Consider the following 12,326-nt stretch of genomic DNA (forward strand, 5'->3'; position numbering starts at 1 on the left):
CCAGCGCATAAGCCAGAACAAAAAAGCCCCAACTACTAGCGTTGGGGCCGATCCATAGGTTAAAAAGTGAGTGTTAATCCATTTTTGCGTTCTGCTGGTCCAGGAATAGGTAACGGTCGCGGTGCTGCTCTTTTTCAACCTGCGAGTTCACATCTATTCGCATATACTGAACCGGAGTGGCTTTACCAGCAACGGGCCATTTGGGCAGACCAGGGCCGTTTGGGTTGCCGGTTTTAATGAAGTTGGCAAAGTAGTTCTGCATCAGCTCCGATACTTTGTAGTCCTCCGGTGTCCAGGCGTATACCTTGTTTGTGGCCAGGTTGCCCATTGCGTACTCAATCTCGGCTGAGTGAACGGCACCTTTGGCCGGTGGCATCTTGATCGCGTTCGGGTCGTTGTTCCGAACGACACCACCCGCCAGACCAGCCGATGCGTTGCCCATTTCAGGAACCATGGCGGGGCGGGGTCGAGCGTAGAAGTACCGATAAACAGGCTTATCACCTCCTGTCTGGCTGTGCATGTCAGCCCACTTCCAGGTGCTGAAGCCAATGAAGCGGTCGCCGGCCAGGTCGGTCGCCACCTGCTCAACATCCGCGTCAGTAGCGGGAGCATACAACTTCAGAACCTCATTGGCCTGGTCGCCGTACAGTTTCTGGACCACCTTTTGATAATTCTCTTTTGTTGGCTCTTCCTTGCCTAAAATGGCGCGATAGCCCATTTCTTCCGAATTCCAGCCAACCATCAGCGGTACGTGTGCCTGTTCACCGGCCGTAAAAATCTGCCCTGCCGGTTTAGGTAGAAAATATCCATCAATGGTTGTCGAGAACCAGGGTGTACCGGGTTTCGCGGTGGCTTCGAGCACTTTTTCGGCCGGAATGGCCCGAAGCTCCGCCAGCGAGCTGGCACCCAATGCCTCAGCAAACTTTGCCCCCATCTGCTCGGCCTGATTCAGTGGAGTAGGCGATAGTGTACCCATGAGCGAACCGCTTTCGCCAATGGCCCCGGCAATCAGGTTTTTCGACAGGGGAGAAGCCATTTGCGCGCTCACCGACACCGATCCGGCCGATTCGCCGGCGATGGTTACTTTGTTCGGGTCGCCACCAAAGGCCGCAATGTTCTGCTTCACCCAGCGCAGGGCCGCGTTCTGGTCGAGCAGTCCGTAGTTACCCGATGCTTTGTGTGGCGATTCTTTGGTCAGTTCGGGGTGCGCCATGAAGCCGAACGGACCCAGGCGATAATTGACCGTGAGGGCTACGATGCCTTTGCCGGCCATGCTTTCGCCGTCGTAGCGCGGTTCGGAACCGTCACCGGCCACAAATCCACCCCCGTAAAAATAAACCAGCACCGGCAGACGCTCATTGGCCGACTTGGCCGGGGTCCATACGTTCAGGTACAGGCAATCTTCGCTCATACCATTCGAGCGGAAGTTCATGTCGCCGAAAAGGGAGCGTTGCATGGCACGCGGGCCGAACTTGTCGGCTTTGCGGACACCCTGCCAGTTCTGAACGGGCTGGGGTTCTTTCCAGCGCAGGTCACCAACGGGTGGCTGCGCGAATGGAATGCCTTTGAAGGCGTAAACACCACTCGCTTCCTTCACGCCTTCCACAACCCCATTAGCAGTACGTACCTGACCGGAAAAGCCCGCTTTCCCAGATTGAGCAACGGCTATCAGACCTGCCTGTGCCGTTAAGAGTGAAGCAATTAAAAGTGTTTTCATGGGCATTGGTTCAAGGTAACGAATATTGTTTCAGACTAATTACTGGCCTAACAAGCCTGAAATGCAGTCGGTTTTTCTATTGTAACAATTTGTTACAATAATAAATGATTTAAATAAGAATGCCAATTTTTTATGTTACTTGCTGGTATAGTTCAAAAAATATGAGTGATCAATCGCCCGACGCGAGCGGGCCAGATGGATCAGGTTATTTGCCTGGTCTGGCCTTAGATGCGGTTATTTTTGGCTTTCACGAAAACCAGCTTCGTATTTTACTGCTGGAGTACCGTAATACGGGGCTGTTTGCGTTGCCCGGTGGATTTATTCGGGAAAACGAGGATCTGAACGCTGCGGCCCGCCGGATGCTGGCTGAGCGGACGGGGCTGAGCGATATTTACCTGGAACAGTTTTACGTGTTCGGCGATCAGGCCCGGCATGACCCGGCACCGATGCGGTCTATCATGATAGCCAACGGCCTGGCGCCAACCGAGTATCATTGGCTGCTGCGCCGGTTTGTGTCGGTGGGCTACTACGCCCTCGTTGACTTTACGAAAGCCGTGCCCCGGCCCGATGCGCTGTCGGATTCCTGCGACTGGTATGATCTGGACCGATTGCCCCAGCTTATGCAGGATCATCAGACTATTGTGCAGAAAGCCCTGGAAACCCTGCGAATCAATCTGGACCGGAAGCTGGTCGAGTGGGCATCCTCGCTATTGCCCGATACCTTTACCATGGCCGAGTTGCAGAGCCTATACGAGACTATTTTGAATGAGAAGCTGCACCGCTCTGGATTCCAGCGGAAAATGCTCAGTTTAGGCGTATTGGAGCGGATTGACAAGAAATATACGGGTGGCGCGCACAAAGCACCTTACGTCTACCGATTCGTTGCCGTGTGAGTAGCAGAAGGATTGTATGAACCAGGCCGCTCGCGATTTCAGTTAAATCCCAAACTGATCATGAGGTCGCTGGGATTGACGTAACCAAAACTACCCCGTATGGTGCCATCGTTAAACAGATTTATGTAGCTTTTACCAGTACTACGGTCGCTGGTTGTATAGGTCACCTCATACACGCTCCGCAGACCAGGAGTACGTAAGTGATAATTGTCCAGACTGGTCGGCGTAACAGTAGCGTCAAACTGATCGCTGATTTGAATCTGAGCGTCGTTAATTTTGACGGTTACCGTGAGCGTATTGTTGTTTTTACGCCGAAGCTCGACCGTAGCGTTGGCACCAGGCCCACTGTTGGAAACGCCCGCTGATAAATTGACAATCAGGTAACTGACTCCAAACTGGCCGGTCAGCGGAGTGGTCAGGTCAGGCCCTACTTCCTTTTCCCGGCAGGCTCCCAACCACAAGGTTAGCACAAAGGCGAGAACGATAGATCGGTTTTTCATCGTGAGTTTTGATAAGGGTTGGATTTTTTCGGATTATGGGCTAACTTAACAAACAATGATAATCCCCTTAATCTAATTATTCCATCGGTTAGCTGCAAATAAAGCCGACCTACAGGTATTGAGCCTAAGTAACCCGAACAAGTAGATCAGGTCGACGTTTGCCAACGTAATACCAACTTATACATCAACAACATGAGAAACTCACAGCAGAATTCACGGTCCGGGGCCAGTCAGGCCAGCACCGTGAGCCCGAACACAGAGGGCGACGACTACAGCCAGAACACTAAGTCGCGTCGGCCGGGCAGCACCGGAACGGCACCCGGCGGAGCCAAGCCAGAATCGCAGGAAACCACTGAGCACACAGCCGGTGGCACCAGTTCCGATCGGCCCCGTCGGATCGACAATCAGTAGATGGGCTGCTAAACGCCCTGCGTTACCGCCTTCATCTTGGCCAGGCCCATTTGCGCGACTTGCAATGGGTCCTGGGCGTAATAGTTCTTGTTAAATACTTCCAGTGATAGGATGACAGGCCGATCCGGGTTGCGGATGGCCTGCAGAATCTGCCGGATCGGCGCAACGCCGTCGCCGGTGTAAACGCGGTCGGCGTCGGTGATGTTGGCGGCCGGCAAATTCGCCGGGTAGTCATTTACATGGAAAATTTCGATGGCGGGTTTGCCAACCAGGGGCAGGCTGTCGAGACTACTGCCGCCTTTGAACAGGTGGTACACATCCAGCAGCAGCCGCGCCGACGGGTGGCCGCTTTCGACGGCTACGTACATGACATCGCTCAGGCGATTCAAATTGCGCGAAAATCCCCAGAGTTCCAGATGCGGGGTAACGCCCGTTTGGGTGCCTAGCTCAAGCAACGCCCGATACCGTTCAGCCGCTTTGCGCAGGTCGATGGTTGGGCTGTTGGGCGTTTGCGCACCAACGGGCGGAGCGGCTACCCGTTTGCAGCCGATCTGAGCTAGTACGTCCATTTCCCGCTTCATCTGCTCAAGACCTTTCGCGCGGGCGTCATCATCGTCAATAATCCACGGCGCAAACCCGATGGCATTTTCGACGGTAACGCCCAGGTCGCCGAGTCGTTTGCGGGCATCGGCGGGGGTATTGCCCTCTTTAATGTAATTCAGCAACGTATCGACCCAGATTTCGACCGAACGAAACCCCGCTTTGGACGCGGTTTCGAGTTCTTTTACGAAGCCAAGTTTGTGGCCCCGGAGGGTGCTCATGTTCAGGCAATGGGTGAAAGCTGCGGTTTTGGCTGGCTGCGTAGTCGTTGAATTGGCGGACGCAGTGGCCGGCAGCAACGCAGCACTGGCCGCTGTGGTGAGTGTAGTTACGAGTTGACGGCGGGTCAGTATTGAATCAGACATGTTGGTTGCAGGGATGAACCGTTAAATACGGAATAAGTATAAAAGATTGCGGCAACCGATTCTACCTATCATCTTTGCTTATCTGACTGAACGGAACAATAAAACAGACAAAGTTGCTCGTTTTGAGTTACGAGATTGGCACTATTCTGTTTTACATTCACCACGTTATGACTACTACACGCTCTATCCTGCGTATTATGCTGCTCGGTTTTCTGGTGTCGATGAACGCCTGTATTCCGGATTTATTCGTTTCGGAGCCGGAATGGGTCGTTGTTGAAGCAGGCGACCACGAACCCCTGCCCAAGCGGAAAACGGGGGTACTGATTGAGCCATCGGAGCTGTCGGCTACGGTTACCTTCGACAGTACGTGCATCTATGACATCGGTTCGGTCGACGAACAGGACTGGAACAAAGTGATTGGACTGGGCTTTGTTGGCTCGAAAGACCAGGACCTCGGTGCGGCACCGCATCAGGTCGACGGTGTGCGGGTAGGCTGGCGGTGGAATCCGCAACGGCAACGTATCGACCTCGGCGCTTACGCCTACGTTGAAGGCAAACGAATTGATTTCAAGATTGCCGAAGCCAAAATCAACGAACCGACCCGGCTGGTTATCAAAATCGACTACGGCCGAAAGTTGTATCAGGTACTCGGTGGAACGCCGATTCCGTTTACCCACGACAAGAAGTTTGCGTACAAAACCGGTCTTTATTTCGGGGGTAGTCAGCCGGCTCCTCATCGTATCCGGGTTAAAATTGTTTATTAGCCTTCGCATGCATGAAAAAAGCCACCTCTCAAGGAGAAGTGGCTTTCCGCATCACGTTTTCTAACCTATACAGTCTTTTCCCGGGCGGCAGGTTGCCTACTCCATCGTGATTGTCCGCGAGGGCTTAGTGCCGGGCGTTTCAATGTTTAACTGGCGCCGAATGCTGCCATCGTTTGACTTGATCTCCAACTCATACATCCCATCTTCGAGGTCGCTGACGTTGAAACGGATGGCTACTTTTTCTTCTTTCTTACCGATCGTCTGCATGTAAAGCACATCCTGATGCTTGTTGCGCAGAATTACCTGCACCGGCTGGGTTGCTACTTTCTGAACGGCCAGGTGAATTTTGTTCTCTTTGTTCACGTACACGCTGGCATTGAACGACATCGGTTTTTTCGGTTCGGTCGGCTCGGCTGTCAACGTTGTTGAGCTAAGGAGGACCGCAGCAATCAGGCTTTTTGCACCAGCCAATGCGCTGGTATGGAAGAGAAGGTTGAACATGGCTTTTATGATGTTTTTAGTTGTTTACTGTTCTCCCTTTATATGCCAACAAGTATGCCAATAGGTAGAAATAAAGAATAACTAATTGATAATCAACTAATTGATTTGTTGATGGCTGCTAAAAAATGTACGGAAACGGACAAGCAGTGTTCGTTTCTGAACAAACCCGTGCCAAATCGCACGAATTCGGACAAATGAGAGTGGAGGGAGCCGAGAGGTAGTCAAAAAAACAGCCTGAAAAATGAGTTCGGAGGTGGATTTAAGGCGGGAATAAGCTAGCTGGTCAGTGCATTTGGGATAAGCTGACTGTTAATAAATCTTAAAATTGGCAAGGGTGATTTTACCGGCAAATTCATTTGCCGACCGTTTACTACGAAAATAAGAAAGAAGGTTACTTTCTTCTCTAATTTCCCCCGCCGTTAATCAGCGGCTTATCGTCACAATCAATTCCTTTTTTACCAACATTACGTATGCGTACAAACTTACTCAGCATTGGCGCGCTACTAGCGTGTCTGTTCATAGCCGGCTGTCAGGACCACCGTGAATTGGGTGACCCCAGCCAGTTGCAGGTTCAAAGTGTAGCCTCTGGGCTGGCTGCTCCCCTGGGTGTAGCGACCGATCCTCAGGGGCGGCTCTGGGTGACCGAAGTAGCAGCCGGTAAAGTAACGCTGATCATGCCGGATGGCCAGAAATACCCCGTTATTACCGGCTTCAACGTAGCCGTAAGTCCCGAAAACACGCCCGACGGCCTCAACCACCTGGTGTACAGAGACGGTATGCTGTATATCCTGCACGGTGTCGATGAGAAGCTTTATAAAGTCAACGTCGCGTCGTTCAAACCGGGCGACCAGCCATTCATGGCTTCACAACTGGACAGCGAACCAATAGGGAAGTTCGTACTGGATTATGATTTTGGTCCGTCCGATACCCAGGACTCAAATCTATATAACCTGACCTTCGGGCCGGATGGTGACCTGTACATTGCCGATGCCGGTGCTAATGCCATTATCAAGCGGAGCAAAACGGGGCAGTTGAGTGTGTTCGCAACCGTGCCGGGGATACCAAATCCCACGATGCCGATGGTAGGACCGCCGTTTGTGCAGTCGGTGCCGACCGGAATTGTGTTCGACGGGCAAAAATTCCTGGTGACGACGCTGCTGGGCTTCCCCTTCCCCGCCGACAAAGCCCGTATCTATCAGATTGACCAGGCTGGTAACGTATCGCTGTATCAGGAAGGCTTCACCAGTCTGGTTGATATTGTGCTGGGCGCTAATCAGCGGCCTATCGTGCTGCAGGTAGCGCAGTTTGGGCAGATGGGACCGATGCCCAATACGGGTCGGCTGCTTCAGTCGAAAAATGGTCAGATCAGTGGGCTATTGCAGGGGCTGAATCTACCCACGTCCATCGAGGCTGGAACCGCTGCCAATACGTACTACCTAAGCAGCCTGGCCGACGGAACCATTCAGCGGGTAACGTACTGATTGGTTTACTGACGTAGCCCTACAGGCATAAAAAAGCACTTCAACTAAATGAAGTGGCTTTTTTATGACGCGTTCGTTAACCGGTACTGTACTCACTGTGTTGTTTACTGCATCGTAACCAGGCGGGGCTGCTCAAGGGTGACAGTATTTGTTTGCAGGCTGACCTGTTTACGAATACTGCCATCGCTTGAACTGATTTCTAATTCATACGCACCATCCTGGAGTTGGCTCATGTCAAACTTCACCGAGAACTTGTTTTGTTTTTTGCCGAGCCGCTGGGTGAAGAGAACTTCATTGTCCTGATTGCGGAGAACAACAGTAACCGGTTCGGCTACCACTTTCTCTACCGCCAGTTGAATTTTGTTCTCTTTGTTCACGTACGCACTGGCACCGAATGAAGCTGGCTTTTTCGGTTCGGCCGGTTCTGTTGTCAGGGTTGACGCGCTGAGCAATACGGCACCGAGGATACTTTTGGCACCGACTAGGGCGCTGGCTTGTAAAAGGAAGTTGAACATGGCTGTTTAAGATTTTAGTTGTTTACTGTTTGATCTTATTATGCCAACAAGTGTGCCAAAACAGTTAAATTATTGATTATCAGTAGTTTTACTTTGTTGTGCCAACTTTAGTTTGTACGGAAGCGGACAACGCGCGTTCGCAAACGAACATTGATGTGCGAAATCGTACGCTTGTCCGCATCGGAGGCCATTTATAGCTCCAAAGAGTAAAGGATCGAATGATTGTGATGAATAAATTTTGGTAGACCTGCCCTTACCGTTTGTACAAAACTTGAGCATCAGGAACGGACGAGATTAAAGCACTCTTTTTATTTGTGCTTAAAAACCAATGGGTTAGGTGTTGTATGCTAGCCAAGCCAACAATCTAATGAAACTTCTGTACGTCGTAGGAGCTATTAGTCTCCTATGGATGCTCCGTTACGCGTGGATGTTCGTCCGGCAGCGGACGGACACCGAGCAGGCACTATCCGCCGACGAGCAGCAGGCGATTCCGCCTGACGCGCTGTTTCCCGTTCCGGTTAATACAAAATGGGGCTACATCAACGGCCGCAGGAAACTCGTAATTCCGCCAACGTACACAACCGCTAACGACTTCTACGACGATCGTGCGGTGGTGCAGCAAGTCGTTTATGAACCCAGCTATTCACGTACTTATAGTGTTATTGATCCCGCTGGAAATGTGATCACCGACCAGCCCTACGACCGCATTCTGGATTATAGCGAAGGGTTCGCGGCTGTGCAGGAAAATGAGACGTGGGGTTTCATTGATAAGCAAGGTAAGCTGATAATACCATGCCGGTATGAGGATGCGGGCTACTTCTCGGAAGGGCTGGCCTGCGTGAAGCTCAATGGTAAAAACGGCTTTATTGATAAGCAGGGCAACATGATCATCAAGCCGCAGTTCGAGCGACTTTGCTACGTGTCCACCTTTAAAGAAGGGCTCGCAGCCGTCTATCTGACGCATGATGATGGACCGTCGGGCTACATTGATCGTTCCGGAAATTTTAAGATTCCGCCCGAGTTCTCGTTTGTGGAGCCGTTTGCAGACGATTTGGCTTTAGTCAGGTCGTTGAATTCTGGTTTTATAGGATTTATCAACCGCAAAGGCAAGTGGGTGGTGCAACCAACCAAATACGAAGATGCCCATTCGTTCAGAGAAGGCTTAGCAACGGTCGCTACGTTAAGCTCCGACCGGAAGCGGTGGCAGTGGAGTGTCATAGATAAAACAGGGAAAACGGTCGCTAACGTATCTAAGTATCGCTCAACGGGTGTTTTTGCAAACGGGTTATGCGCTGTTCAAAGTGAAGAAAGCCGTACATGGGGATTCATTGACAAACAAGGTCGCGAAGTGATCCCGACCAGGTATACAGGCATTACGTCCATTTTCCGCAACGGGCTGGCCCGAATGGAAACCGGTAGCCTGTTCGGTGGTCTTGAGACGGTATACATCACGCCAAAGGGAACGGTGTTCTGGCGTGGTAAATGACGAGTCGCCCTAACTGGAGCGACTCGTCATTTACCATGAGAACGTAAGCTATGCTTAGGAAACCATCGTTGGTTTCACGGCCTGGCTGTAGGCGCGAAGGCTCCTGATCTGAACAATGATGAGGGCCAATACGATCACGGCATCGAAGGCAATCACTTCCATGCCGAGCGCTGAGATGGCAGGGTCTTCGAACCGAACGATCAGATAAATTAACAGCAAGGAATTGAACGCGATGATCAGGCTAACCAGGCTTTTGCTGATAGTCGGCTTCCACGCTGCGTAAGCAGCTAACCCGGCAAGTACGACCATTTCGACGCCGAACAGAACGGCTTGACCATTCGTCAGGTCGTCAACGACTGACCACTTACCGCTCAGAAAGAACGCTGCGATTGCGCCCAGATCAGCAAAGATTGCGTTTACCCAGAGGGATTTACGTAAGGTGTTTGAGGAGTTCATCGTTGTAATTGGTTTGATGTATTGGTTTTCTGTGACTGTGGTGCTATTGCCTGGCCGTTATTTACCCCAGAAGGCATCTTCCTGCGCTACGTTTTCCGAATAAATCGTCGCTTCTACGATCTTGCCGTCCTCGATTGTGTACACGTCAATATTGTCGACGTCCAGTACACCGCCACCGGGCTGTACGGCCTTCCAGTGAATCAGGCAGGCTACCTTATTGCCGTTTACGGTCAACTGCTTGATGTCCGTCAGTTGCAGCGTATTGGCCGAGGCCTCGAACATGTCCCCTACCATCTGAAAGACCTCCATGTTTGAGCGCTTTTTGCCGGAGAAGCGGTTGCTGCCGGGCTGGTTCCATGTGATGGTTGGGTGAATCAGCGCACCCAGGGTAGCCTGATCGCCTTTCTGAACGGCGGTTAAAAATGTCTTGACGGTTTGTGCGGCCTGGTTTTCCATGTTGTTTGGTTTTGCTTGCTTTATGGCTACTTGATTGGTTGCTGATAAGGCAGTCGTGCTGACCGTTTGCGCCGGGCTTTGGCCACTGAGCGTAAGTGACAGGGCGAAGGCAACTGCTAAGGGCTTGCTTGTTAATTGGGTTTTCATGGCGTTTAAGGGGCTGATTGTTTAGTGTTTGATGATGTGACAAAGGTATTCTGGCCCCTGCCCCCGCTTCTTACCCGAATGCGTCAATCAATTACCACTTCGCGCCAACCCTTGGTGGAGCCGACGTAATCAGACTACCTTGCTCAAAAAATCAGGTGATGGAAGAGTATTCGCTACAATTTGTCTATGGTCTGCTGGCCTATGCGGTGCAGAAAGACGTATCGCCCGAGCGGCTGTGTAAGCTGTCAGGTCTGGATTGGGAAACAATCAGGCGGAGGGGTAAACTGGTGATTACGCCAAAGCAGGTGAATGACCTATGGATGAATGCCAGCCACCTGAGCCATGATCCGCTGTTTGGCCTACATTTAGGCGAGTCGATGCAGTTGGCGGCCTTGGGCATTGTGGGCCAGATCGTTCAAAATAGCCGGACGGTTGGCGAAGCGCTGACGCATGCCGCCGAGTTTCTGCACCTGGTTACTGACCTGTTTGGCATGGCCGTAAGCCAGGGCGATGAACGTTTTACGGTTCGTTTCGTGCCAGATAAAGACAAAGCGCAGGAATACCCGTTTGTTTTCCGCCACATGATTGACTTGTCATTGGCCTTCGTGATGCACGAGGTCGACGGCCTGGTGTTACAACGTATTAAGCCCAAACGAGTGATGCTCCCCTACGACGCGGCTGAGTTCTCTGAGTATGAGCGGATACTACGCTGCAAGCCGATCGAGAAGGCTGATGAATATGCCCTTGAGTTTGATGATCGCTATTGGAACGAACCGATTTTAACGGCGAACTACGAACTGCAAAGCGTACTCCTCCAAAAGGCCAGCGTTATGAGCGACACCATTGAGGAGCGCCAACCCCTGAAGGAGCGCATCTGCACCTATCTGCTTGCTAATGCGTATTTGGGCATTCCTACTCTCGAAGGCATAGCTGCGAACTTCAACAGCAGCGCCCGTAGCTTGCAGCGCAAACTTCAGGAGGAAGGTGTTACGTACCAGCAACTGGCCGATTCCATCCGCAAGTCGTTGGCTGTGTATTATTTAGAGTCAGGCAAGTACCCGGTCAAAGAAGTATCCTATATTCTCGGCTATAATGAGTTGAGTGCCTTCACGCGGGCCTTCAAACGCTGGACCGGTACTACACCGGTGAGTTATCTAAAGGCCGGACCTGGCGTCGGTATGCTGAAAGAGTTACCATAACAGACTGGCAAGCAATTCAATCCGTTGCTTACCAGTCTGCTTCGTATCTATTCCGTTTGCAGGGTTTTCTCCGGATTGGTCATCGCGGCTTTGACGCTGCAAAATCCGACAGTCAGGAAGGCGACAATAAACGTAATCAGCATAGCCAGCGCAAAACTACCCGCGCTGAGCTCTATTCGATAGACGAAACTATGCAGCCACTGCGTCATAACCCACCAGGCCAGCGGAGCTGCCAGTACAAAAGCGATCAGCAGCAAACGAATGAATCTTTGCTGAACAGCCAGAAGATGTTGGCTGTGCTTGCACCCAGTATCTTTCGTACGCCAATTTCCTTCTTTTTCCGGGCTGCCATTCTCCCGGATATGAGGAGCCGTTTCATAGTGGGTGGCTAAAAGCGGTTTTCGGAATACCATCCCACAGTTCATTCCGGATACGTTGTGCTTCCCGCAGGGCCTGTTCGCCCGCCACGGTTACCGTAAACAGGCGTTTGCTCCGCCCACCTGGTTCGGCAATCGGTTCGCTAAAGCGCGAATGAACCAGTCCTTTTTCTGCCAATCGCTGCATGGTCTGATGAACAACCCCCGGGCTAATGGGCCGCTCCAGACGCTCGCTAAGCTCTTCCAGAACGATCTCTTCGAATTCACCCAAGTGCGTACCTTTCATAAACGGGTAGTATCTTACTAAAACTTAATCTGGACGGGAGCTGGCCTAAAATCCAAACAGTTGTCAGATGGGGCTGAACCGGGCTTGACCCGAGGCTGGTGATGGGGTTAATTTGTCGAGTGCCCCGGCAAATTGCTTGTTCAAAACGGCTATAAAATGCCCCTTCATCTCA

Annotated in this window: 15 protein-coding genes; 6 read left to right on the plus strand and 9 right to left on the minus strand. The window is 51.7% G+C overall.

Annotated features, from left to right (window positions below; all coding sequences use genetic code 11):
* Nucleotides 1-73: 73 nt before the first annotated feature.
* Nucleotides 74-1,723: a carboxylesterase/lipase family protein gene (locus tag BN8_RS29435; RefSeq protein WP_009285606.1), complete on the minus strand. Its 1,650-nt coding sequence runs from the start codon at nt 1,721-1,723 to the stop codon at nt 74-76.
* A gap of 155 nt (nt 1,724-1,878) precedes the next feature.
* Between BN8_RS29435 and BN8_RS29440 the strand changes: the two genes are divergently transcribed.
* The gene (locus tag BN8_RS29440; RefSeq protein ID WP_040007059.1) at nt 1,879-2,610 is read left to right on the plus strand and encodes an NUDIX hydrolase; all 732 of its coding nucleotides are present in this window, start codon (nt 1,879-1,881) and stop codon (nt 2,608-2,610) included.
* Nucleotides 2,611-2,648: 38 nt separating this feature from the next.
* Here BN8_RS29440 and BN8_RS29445 read toward each other — a convergent pair whose 3' ends face one another.
* Complete coding sequence (locus BN8_RS29445) at nt 2,649-3,110, minus strand: hypothetical protein (RefSeq protein ID WP_009285608.1); 462 nt, start codon at nt 3,108-3,110, stop codon at nt 2,649-2,651.
* Nucleotides 3,111-3,302: 192 nt separating this feature from the next.
* Between BN8_RS29445 and BN8_RS29450 the strand changes: the two genes are divergently transcribed.
* A complete protein-coding gene (locus tag BN8_RS29450) occupies nt 3,303-3,521 on the plus strand; it encodes a hypothetical protein (RefSeq protein WP_009285609.1) in 219 nt (72 codons plus the stop codon).
* An 8-nt stretch (nt 3,522-3,529) separates the two neighbouring features.
* Here BN8_RS29450 and BN8_RS29455 read toward each other — a convergent pair whose 3' ends face one another.
* Nucleotides 3,530-4,486, minus strand: coding sequence for a sugar phosphate isomerase/epimerase family protein (locus BN8_RS29455; protein WP_009285610.1), 957 nt, complete (start codon nt 4,484-4,486; stop codon nt 3,530-3,532).
* Nucleotides 4,487-4,653: 167 nt separating this feature from the next.
* Between BN8_RS29455 and BN8_RS29460 the strand changes: the two genes are divergently transcribed.
* Nucleotides 4,654-5,250, plus strand: coding sequence for a hypothetical protein (locus tag BN8_RS29460; RefSeq protein ID WP_040007136.1), 597 nt, complete (start codon nt 4,654-4,656; stop codon nt 5,248-5,250).
* Nucleotides 5,251-5,346: 96 nt separating this feature from the next.
* On the opposite strand, the gene BN8_RS29465 is transcribed toward BN8_RS29460, so the two are convergent.
* Nucleotides 5,347-5,751 carry a DUF3244 domain-containing protein gene (locus tag BN8_RS29465; RefSeq protein WP_009285612.1) on the minus strand — a complete coding sequence of 135 codons (405 nt, stop codon included), beginning with the start codon at nt 5,749-5,751 and terminating at the stop codon, nt 5,347-5,349.
* Between the two features lie 470 nt (nt 5,752-6,221).
* Here BN8_RS29465 and BN8_RS29470 point away from each other — a divergent pair, with 470 nt between their 5' ends.
* The gene (locus tag BN8_RS29470; RefSeq protein ID WP_009285614.1) at nt 6,222-7,232 is read left to right on the plus strand and encodes a ScyD/ScyE family protein; all 1,011 of its coding nucleotides are present in this window, start codon (nt 6,222-6,224) and stop codon (nt 7,230-7,232) included.
* Between the two features lie 104 nt (nt 7,233-7,336).
* Here the strand turns inward: BN8_RS29470 and BN8_RS29475 are convergent, their stop codons facing one another.
* Complete coding sequence (locus BN8_RS29475) at nt 7,337-7,747, minus strand: hypothetical protein (protein WP_009285615.1); 411 nt, start codon at nt 7,745-7,747, stop codon at nt 7,337-7,339.
* Nucleotides 7,748-8,114: 367 nt separating this feature from the next.
* Here BN8_RS29475 and BN8_RS29480 point away from each other — a divergent pair, with 367 nt between their 5' ends.
* Nucleotides 8,115-9,233, plus strand: a complete 1,119-nt coding sequence (locus BN8_RS29480) for a WG repeat-containing protein (protein ID WP_009285616.1) — start codon at nt 8,115-8,117, stop codon at nt 9,231-9,233.
* A 54-nt stretch (nt 9,234-9,287) separates the two neighbouring features.
* Here the strand turns inward: BN8_RS29480 and BN8_RS29485 are convergent, their stop codons facing one another.
* Together BN8_RS29485 and BN8_RS29490 are read right to left on the minus strand one after the other, a co-directional pair.
* Nucleotides 9,288-9,689: a hypothetical protein gene (locus tag BN8_RS29485; RefSeq protein ID WP_009285617.1), complete on the minus strand. Its 402-nt coding sequence runs from the start codon at nt 9,687-9,689 to the stop codon at nt 9,288-9,290.
* A 57-nt stretch (nt 9,690-9,746) separates the two neighbouring features.
* Nucleotides 9,747-10,292, minus strand: a complete 546-nt coding sequence (locus BN8_RS29490) for a nuclear transport factor 2 family protein (RefSeq protein ID WP_009285618.1) — start codon at nt 10,290-10,292, stop codon at nt 9,747-9,749.
* Nucleotides 10,293-10,450: 158 nt separating this feature from the next.
* On the opposite strand from BN8_RS29490, the gene BN8_RS29495 reads away from it, so the two are divergent.
* On the plus strand, nt 10,451-11,491 hold the full coding sequence (locus BN8_RS29495; protein WP_009285619.1) for an AraC family transcriptional regulator: 1,041 nt from the start codon (nt 10,451-10,453) through the stop codon (nt 11,489-11,491).
* 47 nt (nt 11,492-11,538) lie between these two features.
* On the opposite strand, the gene BN8_RS29500 is transcribed toward BN8_RS29495, so the two are convergent.
* Nucleotides 11,539-11,748 carry an ABC transporter permease family protein gene (locus BN8_RS29500; RefSeq protein WP_009285620.1) on the minus strand — a complete coding sequence of 70 codons (210 nt, stop codon included), beginning with the start codon at nt 11,746-11,748 and terminating at the stop codon, nt 11,539-11,541.
* A gap of 118 nt (nt 11,749-11,866) precedes the next feature.
* Nucleotides 11,867-12,154 carry a PadR family transcriptional regulator gene (locus BN8_RS29505; RefSeq protein ID WP_009285621.1) on the minus strand — a complete coding sequence of 96 codons (288 nt, stop codon included), beginning with the start codon at nt 12,152-12,154 and terminating at the stop codon, nt 11,867-11,869.
* Nucleotides 12,155-12,326: the final 172 nt, after the last annotated feature.

It is taken from the genome of Fibrisoma limi BUZ 3 (assembly GCF_000296815.2).
GTDB lineage: Bacteria > Bacteroidota > Bacteroidia > Cytophagales > Spirosomataceae > Fibrisoma > Fibrisoma limi.

Bases quoted from the DNA above. Each gene is read 5' to 3' on its own strand.
- BN8_RS29435 (WP_009285606.1), bottom strand. From the start codon at position 1,723: ATGCCCATGAAAACACTTTTAATTGCTTCACTCTTAACGGCACAGGCA.
- BN8_RS29440 (WP_040007059.1), top strand. From the start codon at position 1,879: ATGAGTGATCAATCGCCCGACGCGAGCGGGCCAGATGGATCAGGTTAT.
- BN8_RS29445 (WP_009285608.1), bottom strand. From the start codon at position 3,110: ATGAAAAACCGATCTATCGTTCTCGCCTTTGTGCTAACCTTGTGGTTG.
- BN8_RS29450 (WP_009285609.1), top strand. From the start codon at position 3,303: ATGAGAAACTCACAGCAGAATTCACGGTCCGGGGCCAGTCAGGCCAGC.
- BN8_RS29455 (WP_009285610.1), bottom strand. From the start codon at position 4,486: ATGTCTGATTCAATACTGACCCGCCGTCAACTCGTAACTACACTCACC.
- BN8_RS29460 (WP_040007136.1), top strand. From the start codon at position 4,654: ATGACTACTACACGCTCTATCCTGCGTATTATGCTGCTCGGTTTTCTG.
- BN8_RS29465 (WP_009285612.1), bottom strand. From the start codon at position 5,751: ATGTTCAACCTTCTCTTCCATACCAGCGCATTGGCTGGTGCAAAAAGC.
- BN8_RS29470 (WP_009285614.1), top strand. From the start codon at position 6,222: ATGCGTACAAACTTACTCAGCATTGGCGCGCTACTAGCGTGTCTGTTC.
- BN8_RS29475 (WP_009285615.1), bottom strand. From the start codon at position 7,747: ATGTTCAACTTCCTTTTACAAGCCAGCGCCCTAGTCGGTGCCAAAAGT.
- BN8_RS29480 (WP_009285616.1), top strand. From the start codon at position 8,115: ATGAAACTTCTGTACGTCGTAGGAGCTATTAGTCTCCTATGGATGCTC.
- BN8_RS29485 (WP_009285617.1), bottom strand. From the start codon at position 9,689: ATGAACTCCTCAAACACCTTACGTAAATCCCTCTGGGTAAACGCAATC.
- BN8_RS29490 (WP_009285618.1), bottom strand. From the start codon at position 10,292: ATGAAAACCCAATTAACAAGCAAGCCCTTAGCAGTTGCCTTCGCCCTG.
- BN8_RS29495 (WP_009285619.1), top strand. From the start codon at position 10,451: ATGGAAGAGTATTCGCTACAATTTGTCTATGGTCTGCTGGCCTATGCG.
- BN8_RS29505 (WP_009285621.1), bottom strand. From the start codon at position 12,154: ATGAAAGGTACGCACTTGGGTGAATTCGAAGAGATCGTTCTGGAAGAG.